13 protein-coding genes and 2 tRNA genes are annotated in these 14120 nt (G+C 36.9%); 6 read left to right on the top strand and 9 right to left on the bottom strand.

Annotated elements, in window-relative coordinates; genetic code table 11:
* Positions 1 to 52: 52 nt before the first annotated feature.
* Entirely contained in the window at positions 53 to 928 is an 876-nt protein-coding gene (fabD, locus tag D0817_RS15680; RefSeq protein ID WP_127339327.1) for an ACP S-malonyltransferase, read from the top strand.
* A gap of 89 nt (positions 929 to 1017) precedes the next feature.
* Here the strand turns inward: fabD and D0817_RS15675 are convergent, their stop codons facing one another.
* The 5 genes from D0817_RS15675 to D0817_RS15655 form a co-directional block, all read right to left on the bottom strand.
* Positions 1018 to 1335 (bottom strand): hypothetical protein, encoded by a 318-nt coding sequence (locus D0817_RS15675; protein WP_127339326.1) that lies wholly within the window; start codon positions 1333 to 1335, stop codon positions 1018 to 1020.
* A complete protein-coding gene (locus D0817_RS15670; protein ID WP_127339325.1) occupies positions 1323 to 1520 on the bottom strand; it encodes a hypothetical protein in 198 nt (65 codons plus the stop codon). The genes D0817_RS15675 and D0817_RS15670 overlap by 13 nt, the downstream gene beginning before the upstream one ends.
* Before the next feature lie 103 nt (positions 1521 to 1623).
* Positions 1624 to 2529, bottom strand: a complete 906-nt coding sequence (locus D0817_RS15665; protein WP_127339324.1) for a DMT family transporter — start codon at positions 2527 to 2529, stop codon at positions 1624 to 1626.
* Positions 2530 to 2623: 94 nt separating this feature from the next.
* Positions 2624 to 3637 (bottom strand): UDP-glucose 4-epimerase GalE, encoded by a 1014-nt coding sequence (gene galE, locus D0817_RS15660; RefSeq protein ID WP_127339323.1) that lies wholly within the window; start codon positions 3635 to 3637, stop codon positions 2624 to 2626.
* Positions 3638 to 3861: 224 nt separating this feature from the next.
* The gene (locus D0817_RS15655) at positions 3862 to 4992 is read right to left on the bottom strand and encodes a DegT/DnrJ/EryC1/StrS family aminotransferase (protein ID WP_127339322.1); all 1131 of its coding nucleotides are present in this window, start codon (positions 4990 to 4992) and stop codon (positions 3862 to 3864) included.
* A gap of 137 nt (positions 4993 to 5129) precedes the next feature.
* On the opposite strand from D0817_RS15655, the gene D0817_RS15650 reads away from it, so the two are divergent.
* Both D0817_RS15650 and D0817_RS15645 read left to right on the top strand, forming a co-directional pair.
* A complete protein-coding gene (locus D0817_RS15650) occupies positions 5130 to 6359 on the top strand; it encodes a 3-deoxy-D-manno-octulosonic acid transferase (protein WP_127339321.1) in 1230 nt (409 codons plus the stop codon).
* Positions 6360 to 6707: 348 nt separating this feature from the next.
* A complete protein-coding gene (locus D0817_RS15645; protein ID WP_127339320.1) occupies positions 6708 to 6920 on the top strand; it encodes a PG1828 family lipoprotein in 213 nt (70 codons plus the stop codon).
* A gap of 227 nt (positions 6921 to 7147) precedes the next feature.
* Here the strand turns inward: D0817_RS15645 and D0817_RS15640 are convergent, their stop codons facing one another.
* The 4 genes from D0817_RS15640 to mutS all read right to left on the bottom strand — a co-directional run bounded on the left by D0817_RS15640 (position 7148) and on the right by mutS (position 10711).
* Positions 7148 to 7522 carry a DUF1508 domain-containing protein gene (locus D0817_RS15640; protein WP_127339319.1) on the bottom strand — a complete coding sequence of 125 codons (375 nt, stop codon included), beginning with the start codon at positions 7520 to 7522 and terminating at the stop codon, positions 7148 to 7150.
* 259 nt (positions 7523 to 7781) lie between these two features.
* Positions 7782 to 7867, bottom strand: a tRNA-Leu gene (locus D0817_RS15635).
* Positions 7868 to 7881: 14 nt separating this feature from the next.
* A tRNA-Gly gene (locus D0817_RS15630) sits at positions 7882 to 7954 on the bottom strand.
* 150 nt (positions 7955 to 8104) lie between these two features.
* Entirely contained in the window at positions 8105 to 10711 is a 2607-nt protein-coding gene (mutS, locus tag D0817_RS15625; RefSeq protein ID WP_167470949.1) for a DNA mismatch repair protein MutS, read from the bottom strand.
* Positions 10712 to 10869: 158 nt separating this feature from the next.
* Here mutS and D0817_RS15620 point away from each other — a divergent pair, with 158 nt between their 5' ends.
* The 3 genes from D0817_RS15620 to D0817_RS15610 all read left to right on the top strand — a co-directional run bounded on the left by D0817_RS15620 (position 10870) and on the right by D0817_RS15610 (position 14114).
* Positions 10870 to 11307, top strand: a complete 438-nt coding sequence (locus D0817_RS15620; RefSeq protein WP_127339318.1) for a DUF1573 domain-containing protein — start codon at positions 10870 to 10872, stop codon at positions 11305 to 11307.
* Between the two features lie 77 nt (positions 11308 to 11384).
* The gene (locus tag D0817_RS15615) at positions 11385 to 11921 is read left to right on the top strand and encodes an RNA methyltransferase (RefSeq protein ID WP_127339317.1); all 537 of its coding nucleotides are present in this window, start codon (positions 11385 to 11387) and stop codon (positions 11919 to 11921) included.
* A 42-nt stretch (positions 11922 to 11963) separates the two neighbouring features.
* Positions 11964 to 14114 (top strand): Ig-like domain-containing protein, encoded by a 2151-nt coding sequence (locus tag D0817_RS15610; RefSeq protein ID WP_127339316.1) that lies wholly within the window; start codon positions 11964 to 11966, stop codon positions 14112 to 14114.
* Positions 14115 to 14120 lie beyond the last annotated feature (6 nt).

Below are 14120 nucleotides of genomic sequence, written 5' to 3'. Positions count from 1 at the left end.
TTCAATTGAAACTAATTTTCAATTCAGAAAAATTCAACTTTAAATTAGAGAAATGAAAGCATACGTATTTCCGGGTCAGGGCGCACAGTTTACAGGAATGGGCAAAGACTTATATGAAACATCGGCTTTAGCCAAAGAACTATTCGAAAAAGCCAATGAAATTTTAGGTTTTAGAATTACAGATATCATGTTTGACGGTACAACCGAAGAACTAAAAGAAACAAAAGTGACACAGCCGGCCGTTTTTTTACATTCGGTTATTTTAGCCAAAACTTTAGGCGAAAATTTTAAACCGGAAATGGTTGCAGGACATTCTTTAGGAGAATTTTCAGCATTGGTTGCCAACGGAACCTTGTCTTTTGAAGACGGACTTAAATTAGTTTCCCAACGTGCTTTAGCGATGCAGAAAGCCTGTGAAATCACTCCATCTACAATGGCTGCTGTTTTAGGTTTAGCCGATAATGTTGTGGAAGAAGTTTGTGCTTCTATTGACGGAGTTGTAGTTGCTGCCAATTACAACTGTCCGGGACAACTGGTTATTTCAGGAGAAACTGGTGCTGTTGAAAAAGCCTGCGAAGCGATGAAAGCTGCCGGAGCAAAACGCGCTTTGATTTTACCTGTCGGAGGAGCTTTTCATTCCCCAATGATGGAACCTGCAAGAGAAGAACTGGCTGCGGCGATTGAAGCAACTACATTCTCTGCCCCTATTTGTCCGGTGTATCAAAATGTAACGGCAAGCGCTGTCTCTGATGCAAACGAAATCAAAAAGAACTTAATCATACAATTGACAGCGCCTGTAAAATGGACACAATCTGTACAACAAATGATTGCTGACGGTGCCACTTTGTTTACTGAAGTCGGACCAGGAAAAGTTTTAGCGGGTCTGATTAATAAAATTGACAAGGAAGCTGTTACTGCGAATGCTTAATTTTTAGTGGTCAGTCGCAGTTTTTAGTTTTCAGTTGAAAGCTATACGCATAAAAAAACCTCATAAATTTGATTTATGAGGTTTTGTTTTTATAGTTCTTTAGCTTCTTTGCAATAATTATTTGTAATTCCGGTAATTAGGTAGTTTTGATCTCTTTTTTCAAAGAATATGTACCCGGTTGTTTTGGGGTTGGGTTTATAAAAAATATAATTTGAACCTAAATATTGTAGTGTTTCAGGGGTTTTCTTATGAGGGAAATTTGAAATATCTGAAATTATAAAATCAACTATTTTATCAGCATAATTTTGAGCTGACTGAGCAAAACCAAAATATTCTTTTTTAAAAAGCGTAAATACTAAATCATCAAAATATTCCAGAACATCATTTTCAAAAATTATTTTTTCCAAGGATACGCTTTTATTCTTTTAGCCATCTCAGCTTTAAATTCCTCAGGCGTTAAACCTTTTTCAAACTCGGCATCAAAATCAAAAGTATCAGGATCAATTCTATTAATTCTTGGTTTCTGAACTTCGTATTCTACTGCAGGTTCTTCTACCTTATTATTTTTCTGATTTTCATTCTTCTCATTCATAATCCAAATCTTTAGATAACGAATTTACGATAATTTCGTTAAATCAAAAAAAATTCCAATGACCAGAATTGATTATTGGGATTTTTTAGAGGGATAAAGATGTCTAGGAAACATTTTTCTCTTTCTTTTTATAGTTAATGATGAAAACGCCCAAAATAATAAGTACCGTCGCAATGATAAAATCGACTGTAATTTTTTCATCTAAAAGCAGCCAGCCTAAAAAAACGGCAATGATTGTATTGACATAGGACAGAATAGAAACCTGTACTGCCGTAACATGTTTTAAAGCATAATTATAACAGAAAAATGCAATTACTGATCCGAAAACAGATAAATACAAAGAAGCAAAAATACTTCTTGAACTCCATGAACTCAAATCCGGATTTGGAGAAAAAATAAAAGCCAAAACAAGCTGAATACAGGATGCCATTGTAAATTGATAGAACAAATTGAGCGCAATATTATTCCCTTTATACGCATGCGTTTTGGTATAAATCGTTCCGGCTGCCCAGGCCAAAATAGCCAGCATCATAAATACAACTCCAATTTTATAATCGGCATCTAAAAAGGAATGAAGTCCGTCTTTGAATATAAAGACAACACCCGAAAATCCGACAACTACACCTGCAAACCCCTTAGAACTTGCTTTTTGCAATCCGAACAAAATACTTCCTATAAATATAAGTATGGGAGACATGGCACTTATTACAGATGCTAATCCGCTTGGTAAACTCTGCTCCGCAACAGTTGTAAAACCGTTAGCAATAACAATCATTAGGACTGCAGGAACAAGCTGGTGTTTTAAATTTTTCCAGCCAATCCATTTCAGTTCTTTTTTAAACAATAAAATAATCATTACGATCAGTCCTGCCAATCCCTGACGTATAGAAGTTACAAACCAGGGCGGAATTGTTTCTACCGCAACCCTAATTCCTAAAAAGGTCGTGCCCCAAACAATGCCAACGGCTGCTAAGGCAAAAATTAATTTATAATCTAAACTTTTTTTCATGATACTTAAATTCCTTTTTAAATAAAAAATCCCAAACTATACTACTATAATTCGGGATTTTTTGTTTGCAGTAAAGATGCATTGCTGTGAATCTCTACGATCGTACTTTTTGTTCCCATTTCCAGGCGCTTGCCATTGCTTCGTCTAATGTTAATTGTGCCTTCCAGCCCAGAACATTATTTGCTTTATCTGTATTAGCGTAAGCCTCTGTGATATCGCCTTCCCGGCGCGGCATAATTTTATAAGGTAATTTGGTGTTGCTTACTTTTTCAAAACTGTTGATGACTTCAAGAACGGAACTTCCTTTCCCGGTTCCTAAATTAAAAGTCTCGACTTTAACAAGATTCTTTTTATTCAACAGACGCTGCAACGCTATAACGTGTGCTTTTGCCAAGTCTACAACATGAATGTAATCACGGACTGCCGTTCCATCAGGAGTTGGATAGTCATTTCCGAAAACGGATAATTCCTTACGTAATCCCATTCCGGTTTGTGTAATAAAAGGCACCAGGTTTTGAGGAACCCCTAATGGTAATTCTCCAATTTCCGTACTTGAATGCGCCCCAACCGGATTAAAATAGCGCAGTAAAATGGCGCTTATATTAGTCACTTTAGCGGTATCGGTAATAATTTCTTCCCCAATCTGCTTTGTATTTCCATAAGGAGACATTGCAGCCTGAATCGGGGCATCTTCTGTAATTGGCATTTTTTCGGCCTGCCCGTAAACGGTACAGGATGAACTAAAAATAAAACTTGCCTCCGGTTTTTGTTGCAATTGCTGCAGCAAGTACACTAGAGTACCAATGTTGTTTTCATAATACAATAAGGGATTTTCGACACTTTCGCCCACTGCTTTCGAAGCCGCAAAATGAATTACTCCGGTAACATCAGAATGTTTTTTAAAGAAATCCTGAACTGCTGCTTTTTCCCGTAAATCTATTTTTTCAAACAGCGGAAGTTTACCGGTAATTTTCTCAATTCCTTTTAAAACATCTTCTGTAGCATTAGAAAGATCATCAATTATCACAACTTCAAAGCCTTCATTTTGCAATTCAACTACGGTATGTGAACCGATAAATCCTAATCCTCCTGTTACCAATACTTTCATATACTTTAGATTATAGAAAATAGAATAAAGAACATAGAGGTTTCAATTTCTATTATCTTTTCCTATTCTTCTTTTTTTTTAAAATTCTATCCTCTTTATTCTATCCTCTTTATTCTATCCTCTTTATTCTATTCTCTTTATTCTATTCTCTTTATTCTATTCTCTTTATTCTATCCTCTTTATTCTATCTTCTTTATTCTATTCTCTTTATCCTGTATTCTTCCCTATTTCAAAAACTCCAAAACAGAATCTGTGATAAATTTAATCTGCTCATCGTCAAGTTCAGTATGCATTGGCAAAGCAATTACTTCTTTTACCAATTGGTTGGTTACAGGAAATTGTTCTTCCTTATAACGAACATCTGCATAAGCTTTTTGTGAATGCAATGGAATTGGATAATAAATCGCACATGGAATTGCTTTGTCCAGCAAATGCTGCATTAGCGCATTACGATCTGCATCCACAATTCTCAGGACATACTGATGAAAAACGTGATCATTTTCACTGGCATCAAATTCCGGTGTTATAATATTTTTATGACCTGCAAAAGCGGCATTATATTTTGTTGCTGCCAAACGGCGCGCCTCATTGTATTGATCCAGAAAAGGTAATTTTGCATTCAGAACTCCTGCCTGAATACTGTCCAAACGTGAGTTCACCCCCACCACATCGTGATGGTAGCGTTCGTACATTCCGTGATTTACGATTCCGCGGATAATGTGAGCGAGCTTATCATCATTGGTGAAAATTGCTCCGCCATCTCCATAACAGCCTAAGTTTTTAGATGGAAAAAAGGAAGTTGCAGCCACATGGCCTATAACACCCACTTTGCTTTTGGTTCCTGATTTAGAAACGTAATCAGCGCCGATTGCCTGTGCATTATCTTCGATAACATATAAATTATGTGCTGCGGCAATTTCCATAATCGCATCCATATTAGCTGCACGGCCAAATAAATGTACGGGAACAATTGCTTTTGTCCTTGGCGTGATTGCTTTTTTTATTGCTTCAATATCAATGTTCATATTGGTAACATCAACGTCAACCAGAACCGGAGTTAGCTGCAACAAAGCAATTACTTCTACAGTAGCTGCAAAAGTAAAATCAGCGGTAATAACCTCATCACCCGGCTTTAAATCAAGCCCCATCATTGCGATCTGCAAAGCATCTGTACCATTGGCACAAGGGATCACGTGTTTCGCTCCTAAATAGTTTTCAAGATTTTTTTGAAACTGCTGAACCAAGGGTCCGTTTATATATGTATTTGTATCTAAAACTTCCTGAATAGAAGCATCAACCGTTGTTTTTATTTTTTCGTATTGACTCTTTAAGTCAACCATTTGAATTTTTTTCATTTATCTTTCTTTATTTTAAAACTTAAGATTTGTTTTTGGAATTCAATCTTCAAAACGAAGCACAAAAATAGTTATTTAATACCTTCAAACAATGAAAATAATCGAAAGAAACGTATTTTAGCACCAAAATTACACACATGCTTTTTCTATACAATTTAGCCGTTTACCTTGCTGCCTTTTTTCTTAAAATTGTCGCACTGTTTAGTCCGAAAATCAAGCTTTTTATCAACGGAAGGAAAGATGTTTTTACCATTTTGGAAGAAAAAATAAAACCTGCAGACAAAACCATCTGGTTTCATGCCGCCTCTCTTGGAGAATATGAGCAAGGCTTACCGGTTATCGAAAAAATCAAAGAAAAACATCCCTCACACAAGATCATTGTTACCTTTTTTTCCCCTTCAGGATACGAAGTACGTAAAAACAATACCGTTGCCGATGTCACTTTATACTTGCCTCTGGACACCAAAAGCAACGCAAGACGTTTTCTAAAATTAGCGCATCCTGAACTGGCGTTTTTTATTAAATATGAGTTTTGGCTTAACTATTTAAAAGAGCTCAAAAAAAACCAAACACCCACATATTTAATTTCCGGAATTTTCAGGGATAACCAGATGTTTTTTAAGTGGTATGGCGGATTTTACCGAAAAGCATTGAAAACCTTCACGTATTTCTTTGTACAAAATGAAAGTTCCAAACAAAAAATTGAAGCGATTGGATTCCGAAATGTAATTGTTTCCGGCGATACCCGTTTCGATCGTGTCAATGCCATCTTGGAAAGAGACAATAGGCTCGATTTTATTGAAAACTTCAAAAACAACCAGACCACGATTGTTATTGGCAGTTCGTGGCCCAAAGACGAAGTGTTACTGGCTGAATATATCAATCAGGCACCGGAGCATATAAAATTTATTATTGCCCCGCATAATATAAAAACAGATCAGATTGCAAGTCTGAAATCCCAAATCACGAAATCAAGTATTTTATTTTCCGAAAAAGAAAATACCGATTTATCTGATTATAATGTATTTATCATTGATACTGTCGGCTTACTGACCAAAATCTATAGCTACGGAACGATAGCGTACGTTGGAGGCGGATTTGGAAATCCGGGTATCCACAATATTTTAGAACCTGCTACTTTCGGGATTCCAATTATAATAGGCCCGAATTACTCGAATTTTGCCGAAGCGGTACAACTGGTAAAACTTGGAGGCTGTATCGTAATTAATAACAAAGAAGAACTCAGACAAAATCTGGATCGCTTAATTTCAGATGAAAAATTTTTTAAGGAAAAATCTCAAATTTGTGAGTCATTTATTCAGAACAACAAAGGAGCAACAAACACCATCATGAAAACCGTTTTTTAACAACTCGAAATAACAAAAGACAGGTTTTGCGTCGTAAATAATAAAAAAGTTGCTCAAATGAGCTTATTTAAGCTTTTAAAGCCTGCGTAATAATTAATAAAAAGCAAAACAAACCACTGGTCAGAGAATCAAAAAGGCCAATTTTCTTATTGAATATTCAACAAAAAATAATTTATACAAAAAATACAATAATATAACATAATTTTAGTATTTTGGCATATTGTTTGATAAGTAAGATATTCGTGAGCAATGAAAATATTTTAAAAAAAAAATAAAAAAATATTTTACATATTAAAAAATTTATATCTTTGCCACGAATTAATAATTAACCTTTTATAATTAAGTAAGATGAAAAAAGTATTTTTAAGTTTAGCTGTTGTTGCTGTTTTAACTGTTGTATCTTGTAAAAAAGCTGATGCTCCAGCTACTGAAGCTGTAGATTCTACTGCAGTTACTGTTGATTCTGCTGCTGCTGTAGTTGATTCTGCTGCTGCAACTGTTGATTCTGCTGCTGCTAAAGTTGACTCTGCTGCTGCTAAAGTAGAAGAAGTAAAAAAATAATTAGAACCTAAGTTCTAAAAATTTTAAAACCATCCTAGAGATGGTTTTTTTTTGCTCAAAATTTAAAAAATTCCAATATAGTTTAAAAAAATCCAATATAAAAAAAATCCAAATTCCAACAATACAAATTGTATTTCCGGAATTTGGATTTTTAAACTTATTATTTTTACAAAACAACCAACTACACTCTATTGGAATTTGGATTTTTTTTATTGGAATTTCTTTTTTTATTCCATTTCATCTTCAACCACTTCTTCATCTTCAAAAATCGACTCACTGGACGAGAAGTCCAAAATCTCCGAACTTGATGCATACGTAACAATTTCTTTGATTCCTTTCTGTAAAAGCAACTCTGTTGTGTATTTACGGCTTGTTGCGAAATGAAGCTCCCCCAGCATCAATTTAAAAAAGTATTTTCCACCAGAACCCTTAAATTTTAAAAACTTAGCCAGATCCATACTCAATTTAAACTTTTCAATATCTTCTTCGCATTCGAACTTTAATTCATAACTCAAACTGGTAAAGATCACTTTTCCTTTCCTGGAAGTAAAAACAAATTTATATTCATCGTTAAATCGTTTACTAATTACAAAGGCGCCCATTTAGAATTTTTGATTTTATATTGTTGATTTTAGCCGATAGCGATCGGGCAGATTCTTAGATTCTTAGATTCTTAGATTCTTAGATTCTTAGATTCTTAGATTCTTAGATTCTTAGATTCTTAGATTCTTAGATTCTTAGATTCTTAGATTCTTAGATTCTTAGATTCTTAGATTCTTCTTAAATAAATTTACTTCGTAAATTTATTTAACCAGTGAGTTTACGTCATAAAAAAAGCCTCTTCAAAAGAAGAGGCTTTAGTACTCAGAGCGGGACTTGAACCCGCACGAACATTGCTGTTCACTGGATTTTAAGTCCAGCGTGTCTACCAATTTCACCATCCGAGCATTATATGGTTTTGAGCGAAAAACGGGGCTCGAACCCGCGACCTCGACCTTGGCAAGGTCGCGCTCTACCAACTGAGCTATTTTCGCGTTTCAAATTCTAGTAAGAACCGCAACACCTGAATTGTTCTGTATTGCGGTTGCAAATTTAAGACATTTATTGAGTTATACAAGCGTTTTTTGAAAAAAAATTACACTTATTTTATAACCTTCTGATAACCTAAACTTTAAATATGAAAATTATTTCTTTACCAGCATTCTTTTGATCTCATTCAGCTTCATCAGCGCTTCAACCGGTGTGATCGCATTTATATCAAGACTCATGATCTCCTCTTTTATCTCTTCCAACAGCGGATCATCCAGATTAAAGAAGCTCATTTGCATTTCATTATTAGCCGATTTTATTCCGTTTAGGGCATCACTTGAATGGTTCTTCTCTAATTTCTTTAATAATTTCTGTGCTTTTAAAATTACAATTTGTGGCATTCCGGCCATTTTTGCGACATGAATTCCAAAACTGTGGGCACTTCCTCCTTTTACGAGCTTACGGATAAAAAGAACGTTATCTTTTAATTCTTTTACCGCTACATTATAATTCTGTATTCTCGGCAATGATTCGGTCATTTCATTTAACTCGTGGTAATGCGTTGCAAACAGTGTTTTTGGCTTTGACGGATGCTCATGTAAAAATTCGGCAATAGCCCAGGCAATCGATATTCCGTCGTAAGTACTGGTCCCTCTTCCGATTTCATCCAGCAATACCAGACTTCGGTCTGAGATATTGTTCAGAATCGAAGCTGTTTCGTTCATTTCCACCATAAAAGTAGATTCTCCCATCGAAATATTATCTGAAGCGCCTACCCTTGTAAAGATTTTATCAACGATTCCCATTCGAACACTGTCAGCAGGAACAAAACTTCCCATCTGAGCTAACAGGACAATCAAGGCCGTTTGTCTCAAAATAGCCGACTTCCCAGACATATTGGGTCCGGTAATCATAATCAGCTGCTGCGTTTCTCTGTCCAGGAAAACATCATTGGCAATATAAGGTGTGCCAACAGGCAGCTGTTTCTCAATTACAGGATGCCTTCCGTTTTTGATTTCCAGTTCAAAAGTTTCATCAATTTCCGGACATACATATTGATTTTCCACAGCCAGTTGCGTAAACGAACACAAGCAGTCTAATTGTGCTACCAGATAAGCATTCATCTGAACCGGTTTGATGTAAGTAGCAATCCAGGCCACTAGTTGTTCAAAAAGATCGGTTTCAATTTTATAAATTTTCTCCTCAGCTCCTAAAATTTTGGTTTCATATTCTTTTAATTCTTCCGTAATATAACGTTCTGCGTTTACCAGCGTCTGCTTACGAATCCATTCTGTTGGCACCTTATCTTTATGGGTATTCCGAACTTCGATATAGTAGCCAAAAACGTTATTAAATGAAATTTTCAAAGAAGATATTCCGGTTCGCTCCGACTCTCTTTTTTCAATTCCTTCCAAATATTCTTTTCCTGAGGTCGAAATGGCCCTTAAATCATCTAATTCTTCGCTTATTCCTTTTGCAATGGCATTTCCTTTTGCAATCGCAACCGGAGCGTCCTGGTTTAACGTTGTTTTGATTTTCTCCCGTAACAAATCACAGGCATGCAGACTATCCCCAATTACCTTTACGGCTTCCTGTGGACTTTCGAGCGCCAGGGTTTTTATTGGAATAACAGCGTCCAGAGATTCTTTCAGATACACAATCTCACGGGGTGAAATTTTTCCAGTCGCAATTTTAGAAATCAATCGTTCCAGATCTGAAATTTGTTTGATCTGGTATTGGATAGTATGTAAAACCCCGGGATTTGATTTCAAATAGGAAACTACATCATGACGGCTTTTTATTTTCGCACTTTCTTTTAGCGGCAAAGCGAGCCAGCGTTTTAACAAACGTCCTCCCATCGGGGAAAGCGTTCGGTCAATTACATCTAAAAGTGTAACCGCATTTGGATTATAACTGTGATACAATTCTAAATTTCGAATGGTAAAACGGTCCATCCAGACATAGGCATCTTCGGCAATACGCTGAATGGCGGTAATATGCTGGACACGATTGTGCTGTGTCTCGGATAAATAATACAAAATAGCCCCGGAAGCCACAACTCCTTCCTTCAGTTCCTCTACACCAAATCCTTTTAGGGAAACGGTCTGAAAATGCTTGGTCAAAATCTCTAAAGCATAATCTTCTTTGTAAATCCAGTCTTCCAGGTAAAAACTATGAAAATCAGTACCGAAAGCATCTTTGAAATCACCTTTATTATTCTTCGGAACCAGAACTTCACTCGGATTAAAGTTCTGCAGTAATTTATCAATATATTCCGCATTTCCCTGAGCGGTTAAAAACTCTCCCGTGGAAACATCGAGGAAGGAAATCCCTATATTATTTTTAGCAAAATAAACAGAAGCCAGAAAGTTATTTGTCTTAGACTGCAAAACCTCATCATTTAAAGAAACTCCCGGAGTTACCAATTCTGTAACCCCGCGCTTAACGATTGTTTTGGTCATTTTCGGATCTTCAAGCTGATCACAAATTGCCACCCGAAGTCCTGCCTTTACTAATTTTGGTAAATACGTATTAATTGAATGATGCGGAAAACCGGCCAAAGCCGTTTCGGTTTCAGAACCCGCACCACGTTTTGTCAATGTGATTCCCAGAATTTTAGAAGCTCTGATGGCGTCTTCTCCAAAGGTTTCGTAAAAATCACCTACTCTGAAAAGCAAACATGCATCAGGATATTTTCTCTTGATTTCATTATACTGTTTCATTAAAGGTGTTTCCTTCACCACTTTCTCTTTCGCTGCCAAATTATTATATTTTAAATGAAAAATTATGACAGCGAATTTATAATATTTTGAAGGAATATCGAAGGGCAACAAAAATTAAAATATTTTAAGATTTTTTTAAGCACAGATATAAGAATTTTATATAGATTTGTTCATAATTAAAAAAGACTCTATAAAAGATGAAAAAAATAATTTTATTCGCTATGTTAGCTGTAGTTGGAATTACAGCTTCTAATGCTCAAAGTACTAAAAAAGCAACTTCTAAAGCGGCTAAAGTAGCTAAAGTTGAAGGAGCAGGAATGGCTTTTGAAACTGAAACAATTGACTACGGAACTATCGCTCACAATGCTGACGGAAAACGTGAATTTGTTTTTGTAAACAACGGAACTAAACCACTTATCATCACTAATACGCAGGGATCTTGTGGTTGTACTGTACCAACTACACCAAAAGAGCCAATCGCTCCGGGTGCTAAAGGTATTATTGGTGTAAAATATGCTACTGACAGAGTTGGTGCTTTTACAAAAACGGTAACTGTTACTTCTAACGCTGAAGGACAACCTACAAAAGTACTTACTATTAAAGGTACTGTTTTACCGGATCCTGTAAAAAGCTAATCTGAAAAACAATCTAAAATAATTGAAAAAGCTTCCTTATCTTTGGAAGCTTTTTTTATGACCTGAATTCAACCCAAATGAGAAAACTTGAAAATAGTGAACTAGACCGAAAATCGATTGAAGATTTTAAGGAATCCGAAAAAACACCTCTTATTTTAGTGCTGGATGACATTCGAAGTTTACACAATATTGGATCCGTATTCAGGACTGCAGATGCTTTTCTGATTGAAAAAATAATCCTGTGCGGGATTACAGCTACTCCTCCCAATAAAGAAATTCATAAAACAGCCCTTGGCGCGACCGAAACTGTAGCCTGGGAACATCACGAAAATGTTTTGGAGGTTATTGAAAACCTTAAAAAAGAAAACATCCTGACACTTGCGATTGAACAAGTAGAAAGTGCTGTTTTTCTGCAGGACTTCAAAGTAACCAAAAATCAAAAATACGCATTGGTTTTTGGGAATGAAGTGTACGGCGTGGCTCAGGAAGCAGTTGCCCTTTGTGATGGCTGTATCGAAATTCCGCAGCTGGGCACCAAACATTCCTTAAATATTTCCGTAAGTGCCGGAATTGTAGTTTGGGATTTGTTTCAGAAGCTTAACTGGCCTGAATAGAAATATATTTTTTTATCGTTATAAAATTGATACTTTTATAAAATGAAAAGTATCAATTTTGCAACAATATATATAATATTTTTTATTTTAAGTTTTTATTCCGTGCAAGCCCATGAAAAAGCCACTGTTTTTAACAAAAATGTCGCACATGCCGCAAATGACACTGTAAAATCTGCAAAAAAAAAGTTGGCGGCCATTGACCCGCCAGTTCTTGTTGCATCAGGAAATCAGATCTACTGTCCGCAAACCACGTTAAACATTGTTACCAGCATAACGATAAGTCACGATGCTGCTGAAACAGGAACTCAAGCGCTTTATATTCAGATTTCTTCCGGATATTCCAGTGGTTTAGACCAACTTGAACTTTCAAATCCGGCATCTCATCCGTCCATTATAACAAGCTGGGATGCTACTGCAGGAAAATTAAAATTATCAAGTCCGACCGGAGCTGACGTTTTATATTCGGAGCTTGAAGCCGCTGTAAGAGATGTTGTTTTTTCAAATTCATCAGCGACAGCTTCCGGAACCCGAACTTTTTCGATTACCATAGGGCAAGCCAATTACCTCCCTTCGACACAACATTATTATTTATTTATTCCCAGTATTGGTATTACCTGGACTGCTGCAAAAACAGCCGCTGAAGCCAGTACTTATTATGGCCTTAAAGGATATTTAGCCACTATTTTATCTGCTGACGAGGCGCAATTAATTGGAGAGCAGGCCTCGGGAACAGGCTGGATTGGCGGCAGCGATGCCGAAACCGAAGGCAACTGGAAATGGGTTACCGGTCCTGAGGCAGGTAACCTAATGACGTATACTTTTTGGAATAATGGCGAACCCAACAATCAGGGAGACGAAGACTATGCCCATATAACGCAACCCGGAATTGGCATAAGAGGCTCCTGGAATGATTTATCAAATACAGGCTCATTAAATTCCGGTGACCCCTATCAACCCAAAGGATTTGTGGTGGAATATGGCGGAATGCCGGGGGAACTGCCTTTACAAATTGCGGCCAGTACCAAAATTACTATTCCGGAAGTTCAGCCTGTTATCCCTCAGCCCATCTGCGATTCCGGAACTTTTACGATTACTACAGCACCCACAACAGGGATAATAATTAATTGGTTCGATGTACCCACAGGCGGAACATCACTAGGTACCGGAAGCAGTTTTACGACTCCAATCCTAAATACAACGAAAACTTATTATGCTGATCCGGGTTGCGAAACCAAAAGAAAAGCCGTTACGGTTACCGTTAACCCGACTCCGGATATCCCAACCACTACTGATCCAATTGTAGCCAGATGTGGGCCTGGGAGTGTCACTTTACAAGCCAGCTCTAATATTGGTACCATAAGCTGGTTTACAACTGCTACTGCAAACTCCAGTATAGGGACAGGCAATACCTTTTCCACACCCGCTATTACAGCAAACACTACGTATTATGCTGAAGCTTCAAACAACGGCTGTATAAATAGTACGCGTATTCCTGTTGACATTGTTATTTACACCCCTCCTGCGGTTACAGATGAGAAAGATATTCCGTTGTGCCAGGGTCGCGAGGTCGTTCTGGATGCAGGAATTGCCGGAATGGACTATGCATGGTCTACCGGCGCCACAACCCAGACCATCAAAGCAACTACAGGCGGAACTTACACGGTTGAAGTGAAGAGTCCAGCCCCTCAAAGCTGCCCAAGTACAAAGACAATAACAGTACAGGAACACCTGATCCCAAAAATTGACCGTATAGAGACAAACGGAACTACTGCTACTATTTATCTGACCAGAGAAGAAGAGTATTATGAATATTCTGTTGACGGGTTTAATTTTCAGGATTCCAATACTTTTTATGATATCCCTGCGGGTCTACAAAGGGCTTATATCAAAGAGAAAAACGGCTGCGAGGGAACTACACAAGATTTTATTATTCTGGTTTTTCCCGCTTTTTTCACTCCAAATAATGATACTTTTAATGATGTCTGGGAAGTAAACGGAATAGAAAACTATCCTCAGGCGAAAGTGACCATTTTTGACCGGTACGGAAAGCTCCTGACCGAATTAAACGCCTCGAAAATGAGCTGGGATGGAAATTTCAACAGCATTCCGCTTCCTGCTTCCGATTATTGGTATGCCTTAAAAATAGACAATACGAAACCTGTTATTAGAGGTCATTTTACATTGAAAAGATAAAAATCA

The organism is Flavobacterium cupreum, assembly GCF_003996965.1.
Lineage (GTDB): Bacteria > Bacteroidota > Bacteroidia > Flavobacteriales > Flavobacteriaceae > Flavobacterium > Flavobacterium cupreum.
This window is presented reverse-complemented; position numbering and strand designations above follow the sequence as displayed.

Coding starts and splice junctions, on each gene's coding strand:
- D0817_RS15610 (WP_127339316.1), top strand. CDS start 11,964: ATGAAAAGTATCAATTTTGCAACAATATATATAATATTTTTTATTTTA.
- galE (WP_127339323.1), bottom strand. CDS start 3,637: ATGAAAGTATTGGTAACAGGAGGATTAGGATTTATCGGTTCACATACC.
- D0817_RS15665 (WP_127339324.1), bottom strand. CDS start 2,529: ATGAAAAAAAGTTTAGATTATAAATTAATTTTTGCCTTAGCAGCCGTT.
- D0817_RS15670 (WP_127339325.1), bottom strand. CDS start 1,520: ATGAATGAGAAGAATGAAAATCAGAAAAATAATAAGGTAGAAGAACCT.
- D0817_RS15645 (WP_127339320.1), top strand. CDS start 6,708: ATGAAAAAAGTATTTTTAAGTTTAGCTGTTGTTGCTGTTTTAACTGTT.
- D0817_RS15655 (WP_127339322.1), bottom strand. CDS start 4,992: ATGAAAAAAATTCAAATGGTTGACTTAAAGAGTCAATACGAAAAAATA.
- D0817_RS15615 (WP_127339317.1), top strand. CDS start 11,385: ATGAGAAAACTTGAAAATAGTGAACTAGACCGAAAATCGATTGAAGAT.
- D0817_RS15650 (WP_127339321.1), top strand. CDS start 5,130: ATGCTTTTTCTATACAATTTAGCCGTTTACCTTGCTGCCTTTTTTCTT.
- D0817_RS15620 (WP_127339318.1), top strand. CDS start 10,870: ATGAAAAAAATAATTTTATTCGCTATGTTAGCTGTAGTTGGAATTACA.
- fabD (WP_127339327.1), top strand. CDS start 53: ATGAAAGCATACGTATTTCCGGGTCAGGGCGCACAGTTTACAGGAATG.
- D0817_RS15640 (WP_127339319.1), bottom strand. CDS start 7,522: ATGGGCGCCTTTGTAATTAGTAAACGATTTAACGATGAATATAAATTT.